Source organism: Mesorhizobium sp. WSM4813 (assembly GCF_055811555.1).
Genome location: NZ_JBVVQU010000011.1, coordinates 2125 through 18672 on the forward strand (window position 1 = coordinate 2125; position 16548 = coordinate 18672).

General features: G+C 61.9%; 18 protein-coding genes. 7 read left to right on the forward strand and 11 right to left on the reverse strand.

Features of this window, described 5'->3' with window-relative positions:
- Window positions 1–118 precede the first annotated feature (118 nt).
- The 3 genes from AC0L25_RS08290 to AC0L25_RS08300 are packed head-to-tail and all read right to left on the reverse strand — an operon-like array spanning window position 119 to window position 3445.
- Window positions 119–1624 (reverse strand): ABC transporter substrate-binding protein, encoded by a 1506-nt coding sequence (locus AC0L25_RS08290; protein ID WP_029355472.1) that lies wholly within the window; start codon window positions 1622–1624, stop codon window positions 119–121.
- Window positions 1625–1683: 59 nt separating this feature from the next.
- A complete protein-coding gene (locus AC0L25_RS08295) occupies window positions 1684–2556 on the reverse strand; it encodes a carbohydrate ABC transporter permease (protein ID WP_473595044.1) in 873 nt (290 codons plus the stop codon).
- A gap of 1 nt (window position 2557) precedes the next feature.
- Window positions 2558–3445 carry a carbohydrate ABC transporter permease gene (locus AC0L25_RS08300; protein WP_473595045.1) on the reverse strand — a complete coding sequence of 296 codons (888 nt, stop codon included), beginning with the start codon at window positions 3443–3445 and terminating at the stop codon, window positions 2558–2560.
- 155 nt (window positions 3446–3600) lie between these two features.
- On the opposite strand from AC0L25_RS08300, the gene AC0L25_RS08305 reads away from it, so the two are divergent.
- The gene (locus tag AC0L25_RS08305) at window positions 3601–4521 is read left to right on the forward strand and encodes a sugar-binding transcriptional regulator (protein WP_473595046.1); all 921 of its coding nucleotides are present in this window, start codon (window positions 3601–3603) and stop codon (window positions 4519–4521) included.
- 179 nt (window positions 4522–4700) lie between these two features.
- Here AC0L25_RS08305 and AC0L25_RS08310 read toward each other — a convergent pair whose 3' ends face one another.
- Window positions 4701–5510, reverse strand: a complete 810-nt coding sequence (locus tag AC0L25_RS08310; RefSeq protein WP_473595047.1) for an HAD family hydrolase — start codon at window positions 5508–5510, stop codon at window positions 4701–4703.
- A 4-nt stretch (window positions 5511–5514) separates the two neighbouring features.
- Window positions 5515–6843: a sn-glycerol-1-phosphate dehydrogenase gene (locus tag AC0L25_RS08315; protein ID WP_473595048.1), complete on the reverse strand. Its 1329-nt coding sequence runs from the start codon at window positions 6841–6843 to the stop codon at window positions 5515–5517.
- 140 nt (window positions 6844–6983) lie between these two features.
- Here AC0L25_RS08315 and AC0L25_RS08320 point away from each other — a divergent pair, with 140 nt between their 5' ends.
- Together AC0L25_RS08320 and AC0L25_RS08325 are read left to right on the forward strand one after the other, a co-directional pair.
- Window positions 6984–7967: a sugar-binding transcriptional regulator gene (locus AC0L25_RS08320; protein WP_473595049.1), complete on the forward strand. Its 984-nt coding sequence runs from the start codon at window positions 6984–6986 to the stop codon at window positions 7965–7967.
- 55 nt (window positions 7968–8022) lie between these two features.
- Window positions 8023–9519, forward strand: coding sequence for a xylulokinase (locus AC0L25_RS08325; RefSeq protein ID WP_473595050.1), 1497 nt, complete (start codon window positions 8023–8025; stop codon window positions 9517–9519).
- Window positions 9520–9573: 54 nt separating this feature from the next.
- Here AC0L25_RS08325 and AC0L25_RS08330 read toward each other — a convergent pair whose 3' ends face one another.
- Window positions 9574–9930, reverse strand: coding sequence for an ArsC family reductase (locus tag AC0L25_RS08330; RefSeq protein ID WP_473595051.1), 357 nt, complete (start codon window positions 9928–9930; stop codon window positions 9574–9576).
- A 176-nt stretch (window positions 9931–10106) separates the two neighbouring features.
- Here AC0L25_RS08330 and AC0L25_RS08335 point away from each other — a divergent pair, with 176 nt between their 5' ends.
- The 4 genes from AC0L25_RS08335 (at window position 10107) to AC0L25_RS08350 (ending at window position 11757) form a co-directional block, all read left to right on the forward strand.
- On the forward strand, window positions 10107–10472 hold the full coding sequence (locus AC0L25_RS08335) for an ArsR/SmtB family transcription factor (RefSeq protein ID WP_473595052.1): 366 nt from the start codon (window positions 10107–10109) through the stop codon (window positions 10470–10472).
- The gene (locus AC0L25_RS08340) at window positions 10469–10954 is read left to right on the forward strand and encodes an SRPBCC family protein (protein WP_473595053.1); all 486 of its coding nucleotides are present in this window, start codon (window positions 10469–10471) and stop codon (window positions 10952–10954) included. The genes AC0L25_RS08335 and AC0L25_RS08340 overlap by 4 nt, the downstream gene beginning before the upstream one ends.
- Window positions 10955–11086: 132 nt before the next feature.
- The gene (locus tag AC0L25_RS08345) at window positions 11087–11353 is read left to right on the forward strand and encodes an AbrB/MazE/SpoVT family DNA-binding domain-containing protein (protein WP_473595054.1); all 267 of its coding nucleotides are present in this window, start codon (window positions 11087–11089) and stop codon (window positions 11351–11353) included.
- A complete protein-coding gene (locus AC0L25_RS08350; protein WP_473595055.1) occupies window positions 11350–11757 on the forward strand; it encodes a type II toxin-antitoxin system VapC family toxin in 408 nt (135 codons plus the stop codon). Before AC0L25_RS08345 ends, AC0L25_RS08350 begins: the two co-directional genes overlap by 4 nt.
- Window positions 11758–11772: 15 nt before the next feature.
- On the opposite strand, the gene AC0L25_RS08355 is transcribed toward AC0L25_RS08350, so the two are convergent.
- Genes AC0L25_RS08355 through AC0L25_RS08375 form a run of 5 tightly spaced genes read right to left on the reverse strand, consistent with a single transcriptional unit; the run spans window position 11773 to window position 16547 of the window.
- Window positions 11773–12750: a 2-dehydropantoate 2-reductase gene (locus AC0L25_RS08355; protein ID WP_473595150.1), complete on the reverse strand. Its 978-nt coding sequence runs from the start codon at window positions 12748–12750 to the stop codon at window positions 11773–11775.
- 2 nt (window positions 12751–12752) lie between these two features.
- A complete protein-coding gene (locus tag AC0L25_RS08360; RefSeq protein ID WP_473595056.1) occupies window positions 12753–14288 on the reverse strand; it encodes an acyl--CoA ligase in 1536 nt (511 codons plus the stop codon).
- Complete coding sequence (locus tag AC0L25_RS08365; protein WP_473595151.1) at window positions 14281–14979, reverse strand: fumarylacetoacetate hydrolase family protein; 699 nt, start codon at window positions 14977–14979, stop codon at window positions 14281–14283. Before AC0L25_RS08365 ends, AC0L25_RS08360 begins: the two co-directional genes overlap by 8 nt.
- Before the next feature lie 2 nt (window positions 14980–14981).
- On the reverse strand, window positions 14982–15737 hold the full coding sequence (locus AC0L25_RS08370) for an ABC transporter permease (protein WP_473595057.1): 756 nt from the start codon (window positions 15735–15737) through the stop codon (window positions 14982–14984).
- Between the two features lie 6 nt (window positions 15738–15743).
- Complete coding sequence (locus AC0L25_RS08375) at window positions 15744–16547, reverse strand: ABC transporter ATP-binding protein (RefSeq protein ID WP_473595058.1); 804 nt, start codon at window positions 16545–16547, stop codon at window positions 15744–15746.
- Window position 16548: the final 1 nt, after the last annotated feature.

Below are 16548 nucleotides of genomic sequence, written 5' to 3' on the forward strand. Positions count from 1 at the left end.
TTCCCCTAAACCAAAACGGCCCCCTTCCCCTCCTCCCTGCTTTTTCCCCCCATTTTTATTACCTATGGTTATTTGCCTAACCCGGGGGGGGCGCCCCACGCCCCCCACCCAGGAACACTCAGCCCTTGGCGACGAGATCGTCGACCTGGGTTTTCAGGGCGTCGAGCGACTCCTTGGCCGAGCCCGACTGGCCGGCGAAGTATTTGCCCAGTGCAACCGGGATCATATCGCTCGAGAGTTCTGCCCACGCCGGCAGGTCGGGCTCGGATCCCATGTAGTTGGCGATGGTGTCGCGCACGACCGGCAAATGGCGGGTCGTGCCGGCGCCGACACGCGCATTGGCCAGCACGCGCGGATCGTCATAGACGCTGGTGCGCGTCGGTCCTGTCCCGCCGCCCAGAACGGTGATCAGCGCCTGGGTATCGGCTGAGGTCGCCCACTGCATGAAAATCCAGGCAGCGTCCGGGCTCTTCGAGTATTTCGACACCGCGAGCGAAGAACCGCCCTGGTGACCAACGCCCGGAATTTCACCGAATCCGGTCTGCTCGACCGTGCGCAGCGTGGCGGCAGGTTTCGGCGGAACCATTGCTTCCATCAGACCGGAGACTTTGGAGGCTTTGGGATCGTCGAAGAACGGGAAGAATTCGCCCCAGGACAGCATCGAGGCCGCGACGCCTTGGCCGACCGACTGGCCCTCGCCATCCCATGTCCAGCCGTCGACGCCGGGCGGCATCGTCGCCTTGAGCTTGTCCCAGTAGGCCATTGCGGCCAAGCCAGCTTCGTCATTGCCGGTGAATTTGCCGTCGGGGCCGAAAATCGAACCGCCATGACCCCAAAGCCACGCCGTCCAATCGCATTCGAGACTGTAATGGCCCGATTTCATCTGGCCGCTGGTGCCGTACATGTTCGGGCCCTTGGCGTCGGTGATCGCTGCAGACGCCTTCAGCAAATCGTCCAGCGTGGCCGGAGGCGGCAGCTTGAGCTCGTCCCAGACGTCTTTGCGGTATTGCATGATGAAGATCGGGATGTCGTAGGGTACGCCGACCATGCGGTCCTCGTACATGGCGATGCCGTCGACGAGCGGCTTCAGGAAGTCGTCGATGTTGTAGTTCGGCATTGCCAGATCAGCGTTCTTGAGCTGCTCGCGCGGATCGAAGACGTCCTGGCTGAAGCTCGCCGCCCAGCTCTGGTCGATATAGTAGAGATCGTAAGTGCCGAGGCTCGAGGCTACGTCGAGCGTTAGCTTCTGAAGCACCTGCTCGAGCGGCAGCACTTCGATCTCCACCTTGATGCCGGTAGCTTCCTCGAAATACTGCTTGAGCTGCGTGGCGATGGCATTCGACGGCGGCGTCGATTCGGTGGCGAGACGCAGCGTCGTTCCGGCAAAGGGCTTGCCGACATCCGAGAGCCATTTGGTGATTTCGGCGCTGGGCTTTAGCTCCTGTTCCTGAGCCGATGCCTGGCTGATGCCATAGAACGGACGTCGCCCCAAGCCCATGCCGAGCGCGCCGGCGCCGAGGCCGAGAATGCTTGCTGCGCGAAGAAACGAGCGCCGGTCCATCTGTCCGCGAACGAAGCGGTCAGTGACAGAGGCAAGATGTGCCTTTCTAATGCTGTCTTTCATTGTCTACTCCTCCGGTTTAATTCGCGATTTCCACAAGGCTGCGAATTCGAGCCTCCCATCTATTGTTTCAACGATCCCATCGTGAGACCGCGCACGAGATGCTTTTGAACCAACAGAATGAAGATGAAAGCGGGAATGATGGACGCAGCGCCCAGTGCGGCCATGTTGCCCCAGGCCGTGCCGATCGAGGTGACGAAGGTCGACGAGACGACTGGCACGGTCTTGACCGACGTGGTGGTCAGGGTCAGCGCAAACAGGAATTCGGTCCAGCTGAAGATGAAGCAGAGGACCGCCGTGGCGGCGATGCCGCCCTTGGCCATCGGCAGCACAATCCGCCGGAAGATCATGAAGCGGCTGGCGCCATCGACGATCGCGCTCTCGTCGATCTCGGAGGGAATGTCGTCGAAGAAGCTCTTCATCAGGAGGACGGCGAGCGGCAGGTTCATCAGCGCGTGGATCAGCACCATGCCGGTATAGGTGTCGATGAGCCCGAAATTCTTATAGATGAAGAACATCGGAACCGCGACCGCGACGGGCGGCATCATGCGCGTCGACAACACCCATCCGACAAAACTGTGCCGGCCGCGGAAGTTCATGCGCGACAGGGCATAGGCAGCAAGCGTGGCGATGGCGACGGCGAGCACGGTCGACAGCGTCGCGATCACGATCGAGTCCCAGACACGGGGCGCCATGTAGAAATTGCCGCCGCCCGGCGTCACGGTGATGCCGCCGCTGCCCAGCGAAATCCCGAACACCTTCTGGAAATTGTCGAAGGTCGGCGTGAAGGCGAACAGTTTCGGCGGCCGGTTGAAGATGTCATTGCCGTGTTTGAACGCCACCGACGTCCAGTAGTAGATCGGAAAGAAGAAGACTGCGACCACAACCCAGGCGGCGATGGTGCGAAGCATGCGCGTCGAGTAGGAGCCGTTCATTTTACCATCTCACCTTCGCGATACGGATGAAGAGGTTGGCAATGACAAGGATGATCACGAGGGTGACGAGGCTGAGCGTGGCTCCATAGCCCCATTTTACGAAGCTGAACGTCTGCTGCCATGCATAGAGGGACAGCGAGTAGGTCGACGCTCCCGGCCCGCCGGAAGTCATGACGAAGACGTAATCGAAGACGCGGAACAGATCGATGCCGCGGACCAGCACGGCGATCGCGATCACCTTCGACATCATCGGCAGGGTGATGCGCCGGAAAATCTGGAACGACGACGCGCCGTCGATCATCGCGGCCTCGTAAGGCTCCGGCGGTAGCGCCCTGAGACCGGCAAGGAAGATGAGGACCATGAACGGCGTCCACTGCCAGATTTCCGCGACGAGAACGCCGGCTAGCGCGGTCGACGCGGTGGCGAGGATGGGGTTGTTCGGATTGAGCAGGCCAATCGACTGCAGGAGGTAGCTGATCACCCCGAACTGCGGATCCTCCATCAGGAGATACATCATGCCGACGATGGCCGGCGGGATGACGAGCGTCATCGTCAGGACGCCACGTAGGAATCCGAAACCGAAGCCGTCGCTGTCGAGGAGCAGCGCGATCGCCATGCCGAGCACCAGTTCACAGACCAGCGCGATGGCGAAATAGGTGAAGGTGATGACGAGCGACTGCCAGAACCGCGTGTCGTTCCAGAGCTGCACCCAGTTTTCCGTTCCGACGAATTCGAGCGCACGCCTGCGCGGGACGAACTCATGGAAGCTCAGCCAGATGTTGTAGATCAGGGGATAGACGGTGAAGACAAGCAGGATCGCCACCAGTGGCAGCAGCCAGGGCAGCGGGTGGTCCGAAATGACGAAACGTCTGGCTTGGGCAACCCGCACGCGTTCCTCCCGAACCGTTTCGTTTTGCGATGCACAAATGTTCATATCTTGTGCATTTGTTCAAATGCTATATCGTCACCATGTCTGTGGCAAGCACTTGTTGGCCGGCGACAGCGGCATTCGGACGGGTGCGCCACAAGCAGCGGAGGACCCTCATGACGTCGATCGGTCTGCTGGCACGGGTTGCCCATCAATATTTCGTGCTGGGCGAAACGCAGCAGGCCATCGCCGAGCGACTGCAGATCAACCGCACCAAGATCCACCGGCTGCTGGCCGAGGCCAAGGAGCGCGGTATCGTCTCGATCCGCATCAACGCCGGGACGTCCCAGGCGCTCGAAATGGAAGAACAGCTCAGGCGGAAGTACCGGCTCGACATATGCAGCATCACACCGAACGATACCGGGTCGGAGCTCGGGCTCTCCGAAGTGATCGGCATCTATGCCGCGCAGACCGTCGAGACGCTGCTCAGGGACGACATGACGATCGCCATGGCGTGGGGCCGAACCATGAGATGGCTCGCCACCAGCATCGAACCGGTGGCGCTCAGGAACGTTACCGTCGTGCCGCTTCTCGGCTCTTTGTCGCGCCGGTCGTCGATCGACAAATACGACGCCGCCGCCGTCTTTGCCCAGCGCACTCAGGCCGAATCCTATTATCTCCCCGGACCCATCATCTGCGACAGCCGCGAAAGCCGCGAGACGATCCTGCAGCAACCGAGCGCGCGCGAGGTTATCCAGAAGGCGCTGAACGCCGACCTTGCGCTGATGAGCGTCGGCGGCACAACCAGCTCGACGCTTCGGAGCGTCGGTTATATGACCGACGAGGAATTCGACGATATTCTCAGAATGAAACCGATCGGGAACTTTCTCGGTTATTTCTTCGACCGGAACGCCGAGCTCATCGACCACCCCGTCAACGAGCGCATTGTCGGGGTTTATCCTCGCGACACGCTGAACATTCCCAAACGCATCCTTGTTTCCGGCGGAAAGAACAAGGTCGGCATCATGGCCAAGCTCCTGGAAAAGGGGTTCTTCACCGGCCTCATCACCGACCAGGAGACGGGCAGTTCGCTCTGACATCCACCGGCCGGCATTGCGGCAGCCGAAGCTGCTGTGCGATGTTGCCTGGAGCATTGCGCTCGCTTTCCCCTGAAAGCAGACTGGCATCGAATCTTCCCTAAGCCGTCCCTGGTTCGGTTCCATCCTGCAGAACATCCTTTGCGTCTTTTGCAGCCGGCACACTTTGCGCCGACCGATCAGACCACTCCCGACCTCCGGCTCGCCAGAATCATTTCCGCGATCTCGACGAAGCCGCGGCCACCGCGCGACTTGGCGACGAAAGCGGGTTCGGCGTCGATCTGTCCCTGGAAATCCATCACGTTCGCGACCCCGAACGAGTTTGGGAAGAACCCGAACATCGGGGCGTCGTTCGGGCTGTCTCCGACGAATGCATAGGCCTGCCTTTCAGCATCGAGATCGGTTCCCAGCCTCTCGCTCGCAAAGCGGCGCGTCATCGACAGCTTGTCGTATCGGCCAAACCAGCCATTCACATGGATCGACGAAATCTTGGCGACAGCGCCGGCCTGCTCGAAAATCTGCTTGATGCGCCTGGCATCGGACATCGGCAGCGCCGGGACATCTTCGCAAAAGTCGATGGCCAGGTCGGCTTCGCGATATTGCTGGTCGGCGGATACGGCCGAACCCGGCACTTCCTGGACAATGCGCTTTTCCAGGTCGGTGAGCCGGCGCCTGTTTTCCCGGCGTTCCTCAGCGCTCGCCGCGAAAACCCGGATCATCTTTCGGGTTGCCTGATCGTAAGCGAAGTAAAAAGCGCCATTTTCGCCGACCACGCCGGTCACCGGCCAGAACCGGGCAATCATGTCGCACCAGCCTGCCGGTCTCCCGGTAATGGGAGCAACGACAAGGCCCGCCTCGTGCAGGCGTTCGAGCGCACGGTAGGCATCGGCCGGAAGACGCCCCTCGGTCGTCAAGGTGTCGTCGATATCGCAGAAGACGCCGCGAATGCGCGATGCAGATTCGGGTCCGAATTCGGCGAGGTCGCGCATCCTGTCAGGCTTCCCCGCGCGCAAAATCCTCGAGCATTCCTGCATCCGCAGCAATGTCGAGGAACGAGAAGCGATTGCGCATCTCCCGGCAATGAACGACGGCCTCGCGATAGAAATCGGCCGGCGTGCCCAATTCGGCCGCTGAAATTGGCCCGCCGGTAGATTTCAGCAGGCGCTGCATTTCGTCGACAGGCACCATGAATTGCTTGAGCTCCTGCCTGAGCGTCGGCCAGAGTTCCTGCAGCCGCTCGTTGAATGCCGCGGCTCCAGTCTCGTCGAAGGCCTTCTTCTTCAGTTCGTCGAGACATTGTGCAGCGACAGCCGGCCCCATGCGGCGGACCATGTCGTCAGGATCGATCTTCGTCGCCTTGACCACCGGCGGCTTGTCGCTTGCAAGCATTGCTTGCTGCAATCGCGCCATGGTCAGTGAAGCGACACCGACCTGGGTGCCGTGGAGCGTACCGGGGTGACGCTCGCCGGCGAAGCAGTCGATGTAGTGCGATATCTGATGCTCGCCCATGGAACCGTGATTGGAGACGCCGGTGAAGGAAATGCCGAGGCCGCAGAGCGTTAGCACGCGATAGAGATAGCCATTGGCCTCGATGTCGTGTCCGGCAAGCTTTGCCGCACGCTCGTTGAGCGCCGCTTCATCCTGTTCCTGGATGAGAAACGGAACCTGATGGTAGGCCGTGCCAAGCAGACGGTGCGACATCCACCAGTCGATCTGGGCAACCGAGCGGCAAAGGCAGTCACCGAACCCCGCCGCCGACAGATAGGTCGGGGCAGCAGCGGAGACGCCAAGATCGACGAAAAAGCCTGATGGCGCGTGGGAAGGCAGCGATACCTTCAGGCCGCTTTCAAGTGTGATGGACGCGGTCGTCGATGTGTAGCCGTTCATCGAACCGGCCGTCCCGAACACGCAATAGCGCCGTTCATTCCGTCCGGTGACGAACTTGCAGAGATCGTTGATCGTGCCGGAACCGACCGCGACCACGGCATCCGCATCGGCGAGTTTGACGGCCAGGCTTTCGACATTGGCCATGTCGGCGTGCGGGTGATCCAATATCACGACATCGACGGGGCCGAGCGTCTTCAGTTCGCGCGCAACGCGTTCGCCAAGTGCACCATAGGTCGCTGCATCGGCAACGACCGTGAACCGCTCACCCAGATCGAGCTCCGAAACGAGATCGGCCGCTCGCCCTTCGAGGCTTTCTTCGATGACAATCCGCTCATACGGGACCACGGCCTTTTTCCCGGTTTCCGGGTTGGTCCAGCGCCCGTCCAAAATGTCGTCGATTACTGCCGTCCAGGATCCGGCTGCCGGATTCGTCATGACGTCCTCATTCTGGGGCAACCCTCAATCGAGGCGCAGGAGTGTTGCGGTTACAAAACAATAGTCACCTATCACTGTCTTTTGTCAAGCATTCGCCCGCGACGCTTGACTTCGTTCTGCAAACCTGCGGAAAAAGGAACATGAATGCCAATGCCGACATCGACGCGGTCCGACCATCCGGGCTCTCGGCACTGCCGCCCGAATTCGACAGCGCGGTGGCATGGGCTGCCTGGCTCTACTATGTCGACCAGCTCAACCAGAGCGATGTGGCCAAGGTCATGAACGTCTCAAGGGCCAGCGTGGTGCACTATCTGCAGGAGGCGCGCGAAAGCGGACTTGTCGCCGTGCAGGTCGACCATGACGCCTTTGCCCGCACCTTGACCTCGCGGCGTCTGATGGAAAAATACGGGCTTCGCGGCGCGGCGGTGATCCCCGACCTTGATCCAAATGATGCCGACCGCCGCATCGGCGAAGCGGCAGGACGGTTGCTCGCGTCCATGGTCGATCCGGGAGACACGATTGGCGTTGCCTGGGGAAAAACGGTGCTCGCTGCCGCCCGCTCGATTCCACGACTACGGCATGATCGGAACCTCACCGTCGTCCAGCTCTCGGGAAGCTCGATCGGCACCAGCGATTTCTCGCCGGAATTCTGCACCTCGCTGATGGCCAATCGGCTCGGGGCCCGCTGCATAAACCTGCTTGCCCCGGCGATCGTTTCCACCGACGAACTGCACGACGAACTCATGCAGGAGCCGATGCTCGTCAACCAGTTCCGGATGATCCGTGCGGCCGGCAAGGTCATCTTCGGGATCGGCGATATCGGGCCGGAGAGCACCTATGCCCGAGCCGGGATATCGGATGCCGCCGCACTTGCCGGCATGATCGAGCAGGGAGCGCTCGGGGTCATCATCGGGCGGTTCATCGACGCTCAGGGAGCCCCTTTCGCAACTCCGCTCGACGGACGCACCGTCGGCATCACGCTCGACGAACTGAAAGCGGTGCCCGTCCGCATCTGCGCCGCCGGTGGCGCCCGCAAGATGGGAGCGATCAGGGCTGGGCTCGGCGGCGGATACGCGACACATTTTGTCACCGACATGGCCACCGCGAATACTCTCTTGGAATAACCGGCACTTGGACTAACCAGCACTCGGTGGAACTCATCGTCTCGGGAGGACAATCATGGGCAGCAGCGACGGACCGCTTGTCGTCGGCCTCGACAGTTCCACGCAATCCTGCAAGGCGATTGCCTGGAGCCGGGACGGACGAGCCGTGGCCGAAGGCCGTGCGCCGCTCGATCTGATGAAGCCGAGGCCCGACTATGTCGAGCAGGAGGTCACCGACTGGTGGCGGGCCGCGACGACGGCGCTGCGGCAGCTTGTCGGCGCGGTCGACGCGAAACGCATTGTGGGTATCGCGATCTCCAACCAGCGCGAGACCGTTGCCCTCATCGACGGCGCCGGCGAGCCGATCGGACCCGCGAGCCTCTGGCTCGATGAACGTGCCGCCCGGCTGGTCGACCGTTTCGCGGCGGAGATCGGTCGAGAGCGGCTGCACGCGATCACCGGTAAACCGATCGATGTGACGCCGGTGGTCTACCGTCTGAAATGGCTGCGCGAGAACGAGCCGGAACGTTTGGACCATGCGAAGAAAATCCTCGACGTGCACGGCTATCTGACGCTGAAACTGACGGGAACGCCGAGTGCGAGCTGGACAAGCGCCGATCCGTTCGGTTTGTTCGACATCTCGCGCAAGGCATGGTCGCAGCCGATCCTCGATCATCTCGGCATCAAGCCGTCGCAACTTCCCGATGCGGTGCGGTCCGGCACGCGGGTTGGGACCGTTCATGCTGTAGCAGCCGCCGCAACGGGCCTCGCCGAAGGAACGCCGGTGATTGCCGCCGGCGGCGATGGCCAATGCGCCGGGCTCGGCGTCAATGCCATGCGCGAGGGCGTCGTCTATCTCAATCTTGGAACTGCGATCATCGCGGGAATCTGGTCGCGGGAACCGGTGGTCGGCGCCTTCTGGCGTACCATGACCTCGCCGACAGGCGATGGCTATTTCCTCGAGGCAGTGCAGCGGGCCGGTGTCTATTTCGTCAACTGGTTCGTCGACAATTTTGCCGGCGGGCGCTCTGATCCGGCGATCTTCGACCGCCTGGAAAGGGAAGCGGCGGCCGTCCCGATCGGCTCGGACGGACTTCTTGCCGGCACCACCCTGGTCGGTTGCATGGACCCGCATTGGGATCCGAGCGCACGCGCCAGCTTCATCGGCATGCACCCATCCCATACGCTCGGTCATTTTTATCGTGCGGGGCTAGAGGCGATGACGCTGCAAACCGCCCGGGCTCTCGAAGAGATGCGCAGCCATGGTCTTTCGCCCGCGCAAATGGTGGCGATCGGCGGCGGCGCCAACAGCAAACTTTGGACACAGATGATCGCGGACGCCACCGGGATCGCGATCCATAAGGGTCACAATGCTGAAGCTTCCTCCCTCGGCGCAGCCATTAGCGCCGCGGTCGGTATCGGATGGTTCGAGAGTTTTGCTGAGGCCGCGGATGCCATGACGAGCATCGCCGAGACAATCGAACCGGATCCCAGCTGCCGCGAAGCGTGGGACGCGCTTTCGGCCAGGCAGGCCAAGGTCTTCCCCGCGACCCAATTTGCCTGGCGGAATTGAGACCGGCGCGGCAAGCAGGCTCTCGAACTGGAGCGCGAAAAGCGTCCCGTCCCGCTACTTCAACCCGCCCACCGCCTGCTGGTAGTCATCAGGCTTGAAGCCGACGAGGATGCGATCACCAAGCTCGAGGACAGGCCGCTTGATCATCGTCGGTTTGGCCAGCATCAGCGCCTTGGCCTTCTTCTCACCGAGGCTCAGCTTGTCCTTGTCCGACAGTTCGCGAAACGTCGTGCTCGCCTTGTTGAGCAGGATTTCCCAGCCGACTTTGCGGGACCAGCCATCGAGCTGATGCGCCTCCAGACCTTCGATCCTGTAGTCGTGAAAGCGATAGGCGACGTCGTGGCTTTCCAGCCAGACACGCGCCTTCTTGATCGTATCGCAATTGGTGATGCCGTACATCGTGATGGTCAAAATTTTGGCCCCTCGAACTGATCGGTCGTCGAATCTGGCGGCACCCTAAACCACCCTTCAGACTTTGCCAGAGACCCCGCAGGCATGCTCAGAATTTTGGGCTTGCCAATACTAAGGAATTTTCCTAAGTATTTTTCCAAACTAACTTTGATCATGCGCAGTGGCGCGAGGAAGACATGACCGTCGCAGCAAGCCCACAGACCGCGAGTCCGAGCGTCCCGCCGATCGACGGCATCTTTCGGGCGCTTTCCGATCCAACGCGCCGCCGTGTTGTCGAGCGGCTGAACAGAAGCCCCGCCTCGGTCAGCGAACTCGCCCAGCCGTTCGAGATGGCCCTGCCCTCCTTCGTTGAACACCTGAAGGTGCTGGAAGGCTGCGGGCTGGTGCGTTCCGAAAAAGCCGGCCGCGTCAGGACCTACCGGCTTTCGCCTGAGCCGCTGAAGCTCGCGGAAAACTGGCTGGCCGAGCAGCGCGCGCTGTGGGAACGCCGCCTCGACCAGTTCGATGCCTACGTCATGACGCTCAAGGAGAAAGACAAATGAATTCGACCCCGCTGTTCAAGCCCGACCCGAAACTCGATCTCGTCCTCGAACGCGTCATCGATGCGCCACGAGAACTGCTCTGGACCGCCTTGACGAAGCCCGAACACGTCCAGCAATGGTTCACACCGAAGCCGTGGATCATCACCGATTGCGAGATCGACCTCAGGCCCGGCGGCCTGTTCAGGACTAGGATGGAGTCGCCTGATGGCACGGAAGTCAACGATCGCCGCTGCTGCTACCTCGACATCGTGCCGAACGAGCGGCTGGTATGGACCGATGCGTTGCTGCCGGGCTATCGGCCGTCAGGAGACCCATTCATCACCGCGGTCATATCGTTGCACCCGCAGGGCAAGGCGACACGCTACATCGCGACCGCCATCCACCGGGATGAAGCCACCCGCAATAACCATGAGGAAATGGGATTTTTCGACGGCTGGGGCACCGTGGCCGATCAGCTTGCGGCGTATGTCAGAACGATATGAGGCGGCGACCTCGCTTCGCGCTTGCATAGCCCGCTAAAGAATCGTGGTGGCCGGTCCCGCGGGGAAGGTGGTTCGCTTGAACGTAATGCATCTTTGCATTATATTCCAGATTGCCAATCAGGAGATTCTGCCATGACGACACTGACCGTAACGGCACGGGGGCAGGTCACTTTCCGGAAAAATGTGCTTCAACACCTGGGCATCAAGCCGGGAGAAAAAATTGAACTGGATTTGCTACCGGATGGCCGGGCAGAGCTAAAGGCATCGCGGCCGAAGGGATCGTTTCGGGACCTTCATGGCTTCCTGAAAGGGAAGACGAATGGCCAAGTTCTCACTATTGAGGAAATCAATGAGGCAATTGCCGAGGCTGGTGCGGCCGCCGGGGCCGGCAAGGAATGAAGATCACGGCTGATACGAATGTTCTGCTCCGCGCCTATGTGGCGGACGATGCCAAGCAGGCGAGTGCCGCTGTCGAGTTGCTGGCAACCGCGGATATCGTGGCTGTAAGCTTACAATCCCTCTGTGAATTCACGTGGGTCTTGGCCCGCCAATATAAGACTGCTGGTGAGGACATTTCCGCTGCAATCCGTGCCTTGCTGAATACGGAAAATGTCGTGGTCAACCGGCCGGCGGTTGAAGCTGGTCTATTGGTCCTTGATGCTGGTGGTGATTTTGCTGATGGTGTAATTGCCCATGATGGTAGCTGGCTAGGCGGAGAAGTCTTCATTTCCTTTGACAAAAAGGCCGTGAAGCTTCTTTCTTCACAAGGGCGTTCCGCCCGCCTCCTAAAGGCGAGCGCCTGATAACTTTGTCTTACATCAATAGCAGCCGCGCTCGATGGCGAGGCGGCGCACCAGCGCCAGCACGTTGTCGATGGTGGGCGTCGGCTTGCCGGTCAGCCGGCCGAGTTCCTGAACCGCCGTCACCAGCGCATCGATCTCCATCGGGCGGCCGCGCTCGAGGTCCTGCAGCATCGAGGTCTTGTGCTTGCCGACGTCGCCGGCGCCCTTGATGCGGCGGTCGACCGATATCGGGAAACGAACGCCGAGGCCTTCGCCGATCGCCTGCGCCTCCAGCATCATGGCGCGGGCAAGCGTGCGGGTTGCCTCGTCGGCAGTGATTGCCGCAAGCGTGCTGCCGGTCAGCGCGGAAATCGGGTTGAAGGAGAGATTGCCCCAGAGCTTCACCCAAATCTCGCTGCGAATGTCGTCGCGAACCGGCGCCTGCAGCCCCGCCGCAACCATCTCCTCGGCAAGCCGCGTGACACGTTCGCTTTTCTCGCCCGAGGGCTCGCCGAGCGAGAAGCGTTTTCCCTCGATATGGCGGACCAAGCCGGGCGCGTCCACCTCGGCAGCGGGATAAACGACCGAACCGACGACGCGATCCGGCCCAATCCGATCCCAGATCACCCCACCTGGATCCACCGCTTGCAACCGCGTGCCTTCGAGCGACCCGCCGATCTGGTGGAAATACCACCACGGCACGCCATTCTGCATGGTGACGACGGCCGTCGCCTCGCCCAGCAACGGCGCGATCTGGTCGAGCGCCGGTGCGAGAGAATGGGCCTTGAGCGCCAGCACGACATAGTCCTGGACGCCTAGTTCCTGCGCCTGCGCGGCGGCCCTGACAGTGGCGACGGATTCGTGACCGTCTTCGATCAGGCGAAGCCCGGTCACCTTGATCGCGTCGAGGTGCGCACCGCGCGCCACGATCGACAGATCGACCCGGCCGGCGATGGCAAGTTTTGCCGCGAGATAGCCGCCGATCGCGCCGGCGCCAAAGATGGTGATCCGCATCATTATCCCAGACCGGGTTTGGCAAGCCCAAGTTTAGTCGCGAGACCGATGCGCTGCAGCTTACCCGTGGCGCCCTTCGGGATTTCGTCCAGGATCAGGACAATGCGCGGCACTTTGAAGTCGGCGAGCCGCGTCGCGGCAAAGCTGCGGATATCGCCTTCGGTAGCGGTCATGCCGTCGCGCAGCACGATCGCAGCCGCGACCTCCTCGCCGAGCTTGTCGTGTGGCGTCGCGAAGGTGACGACCTGCGCCACCGCTGGATGATCCATCAGCACGTCGTCGACCTCGAGCGGCGAGATCTTCTCACCGCCGCGGTTGATGATCTCCTTGAGGCGGCCGGTGACGCGCAGATAGCCGTCGTTGTCGAGCACGCCCTGGTCGCCGGTATGAAACCAGCCATGGGCGAAGGCCGTGGCATTGGCGTCCGGATTCTTCTCGTAGCCCGCGGTGACATTAGGCCCGCGAATGACGATCTCGCCGGTCACACCGGGCTTCAGCAATTGCCCGTCCGGCGCCATCACCGCCACTTCCGGTCCGGCGGCGGCGCCGACGCTGCCCGGTTTGCGCAGGCCCGGCGGCAACCGGTTCGAGGCCATCTGGTGGGCGGCCTCGGTCATGCCGTAGGATTCGATCACCGGACAGCCGAAGGTCGCCTCGAGCTCGGCCATCACTTGCGGCGGCAGCGATGCCGAGGACGAGCGGATGAAGCGTAAAGGTGCTGCGGCCAGCGCATCGGCGTTGCGCGCCGCGCGCGGCAGGATCGCCTGATGCATGGTCGGCACGGCCGTGTACCAGCTCGGCCGCGCCTCGCTAAGCCAATGGAAGAAGCGCAGCGCGTTGAAGCCCGGCGTGCAGAACACGCTGCCGCCGGCGGCGAGCGAGGACAGCACGGCCGCGATCAAGCCATGGATGTGAAACAGGGGCATGATGTTGAGGCAGCGATCGCCGGCCGTCAGACCGAGCGTCGCGCCGATATGAGCGGCCGAGGCGGCGAGATTGGCATGGCTGAGCGGCACCAGCTTGGGGCGCGACGTGGTGCCTGATGTGTGCAGCAACAGCGCGATGTCGCCGTCCTCAGCCAGCTCGGGCGCAGCAGGCGGGCCGATCGGTTCGCCCTCGATCACAAAACTTCCGGCAGGCGCGTGGCGCAGTGCTGCGAGCCTGAGCACCGCTATGCCCAGGCGCTCGGCAACGGCAATCGCCGGGCCGCTTTCGTCCTCGGCAACGAGGATCGCCTTCGCGCCAATGTCGGTCAGGTGGAAGTCGAGCTCGTCGGCCCGGTAGGCCGGGTTGAGCGGCGCGGTCGAGGCGGCCGCGGCCACCGCGACAAAGGCCGTCGCCATCTCCGGCCCGTTCGCCAGCACGATGGCCACCCGATCGCCGCGGCCTAGGCCCAGCGCGTGCAGTTGCGCTGCCGTTTCAGAGATCAGGCGGCGCAGTCCGCCATGGGTGAGCGTAATCCTGTCGGGTGCCGAAATCGCCGGCGCATCGTCCGCTCCGGCAGCAAGCCGTTCAATGGTCGACGCCGCTTCAGACAACGCGAACCTCTAGGTCGCCGACGCCATCGATATGACCGCGAAGAACATCGCCGCGAACAACTGCCCCGACGCCTGCCGGTGTGCCGGAAAGAATGATGTCCCCCGGCGTTAGCGTGAAAAGGCCTGAGAGATAGCTGATCATTTCCGGAACTTTCCAAATCATCTGGTTGAGGTCGCCGGTCTGCTTTCGCTGGCCATTGACTTCCAGCCAAATCGCGCCCTGGGTTGGATGGCCGATCGAGCTTGCCGGAACCAATGGCGTGCATGGCGCCGATGCCTCGAAGGCCTTGCCGACCTCCCATGGACGGCCCATGTCCTTCGCCTTCCCTTGCAGGTCGCGCCGCGTCATGTCCAGACCTACGCCATAACCGAACACGCAGTCCAGAGCCTTTTCGACCGGGATGTCAGTGCCGCCGCTCTTCAGCGCCACGACCATTTCGATCTCGTGATGGACATCGTTGGAGGCCGGAGGATACGGAAATTCCCCTGATGTATCGAGGTTGTCGGGGTTCTTCTGGAAGAAGAACGGCGGCTCCTTGTTGGGGTCGTGTCCCATCTCGACTGCATGCGCGGCATAGTTCCGTCCGACGCAATAGACCCGGTGCACCGGAAACATTTTGTCGATTCCCGCCACCGGGATGCTCGGGACTGCGTTCGGTTCGATGACGTAGCTTGAGGCCGTGCCGTGCATGTTCACTGTCTTGCTCCTGCATAGTATTCGACTTTGGCTTCGGCCCGTTCGATCAGTTCGGCGATCAGCAGGGCGAAGGCAAAAAGGATGATGGTCAGGGCCCAGAATTCGGCCATACGGAAATTTCGCGAGAAGGTCTCGAACAGCGCACCGTAGCCGACGATGGCGACGAGCAACTGGCCGATGACGACGCCCTTGACGCCGCGGATGAGGCCGAGGCGGATGCCGGCAAGGATCTCCGGAAGCGCCGCCCAAAGGATGATCTTGCTATAGAGTGCCGGGCGCGAGGCGCCATAGGAACGCGCCATCTCGATCAGCGACGGCGAGATGTGGCGGACCCCGGCGCGGGTGTCGAGAACGATGATCCAGATCGCAAACAGGAACACCGCCGCAACGATCGTTTTCTCGCCGAAGCCGAACAGGATCATCAGCACCGGGACGATCGCCGAGAGCGGTGCGCTTGAAAAGATGTTGACCCACATGCCGAGCAGGTCGTCGGCGATCTTGACGCGTCCCACCAAGATGCCCAGTGGCACGCCGACTACGATCGACAGGGCCATGCCCATGGCGAAGGCACGAAGGGTCGTAACTGTCGCGCTCTGCCAGGACGGAGTTTGCACGAGACTGACCGCTGCAACCAGCACGTCGCTAAACGGCGGCAGCAGAAAGACGAGGTCCAGCCGTCCGACGATTTCCCATACCACGCACCAGACGAGCAGGGACGCCATCATTGGTACACGGTAGCCAAACAAGATCATGGCCGGTCATTCCACATATTGCTTCAGCCCCTGCCAAATCTCCTCGACGGTATCGAGATAGTGCCTGTCGCGATGAATGCGCTCCGGGTCGCCGGAGCGATCGATTTCCGGTTCGATGATCTGCGAGACCCGACCGGGTCTCGGTGACAGCAACACGATACGATCGGAGATGTAGACCGCCTCCTCGATCGAGTGCGTGACGAAGATGAAGGTCTTGTTCTGGTTGGTGCGCAGTCGGATCAGGTCTTCCTGGAACTTCCGCCGGTTTTGCTCGTCGACCGCCGAAAACGGTTCGTCGAGCAACAGGACATCGGCATCGACCGACAATGCCCGCGCCAGGCCGACGCGCTGGCGCATGCCGCCAGACAACTCGTGGGGATATTTGTCCTCGAAGCCGGCGAGACCCACTTCGGCGATATAGCGGCGGGCGATCTCCTCGCGTTCGGCCTTGTTGGTGCCGCGCAGTTCAAGTCCGAAGGCCACGTTGCGCAGCACGGTCGCCCAAGGCATCAGCGCAAAGTCCTGGAACACGAAAGCGCGTTCGGGGCCTGGGGCGCTGACGCGCTTGCCGTTGATCGCGACGGTGCCGCCATCGGCCCGTACCAGCCCCGCTATGATCTTCAACAGCGTCGTCTTTCCGCAGCCACTGGGTCCGAGAAGGCTGGTCAGCTTGCCCCTCGGAAAGTCGAGATCGATGCCGCGCAGCGCCTCGACATTGCCGTAGGTCTTGGAAATTCCTCTCACTTCCACGATTGAATCGATCGGTGCGGGAACTGGCGACGGTCCATTTCGCAATGCGGTCGCGCCCATC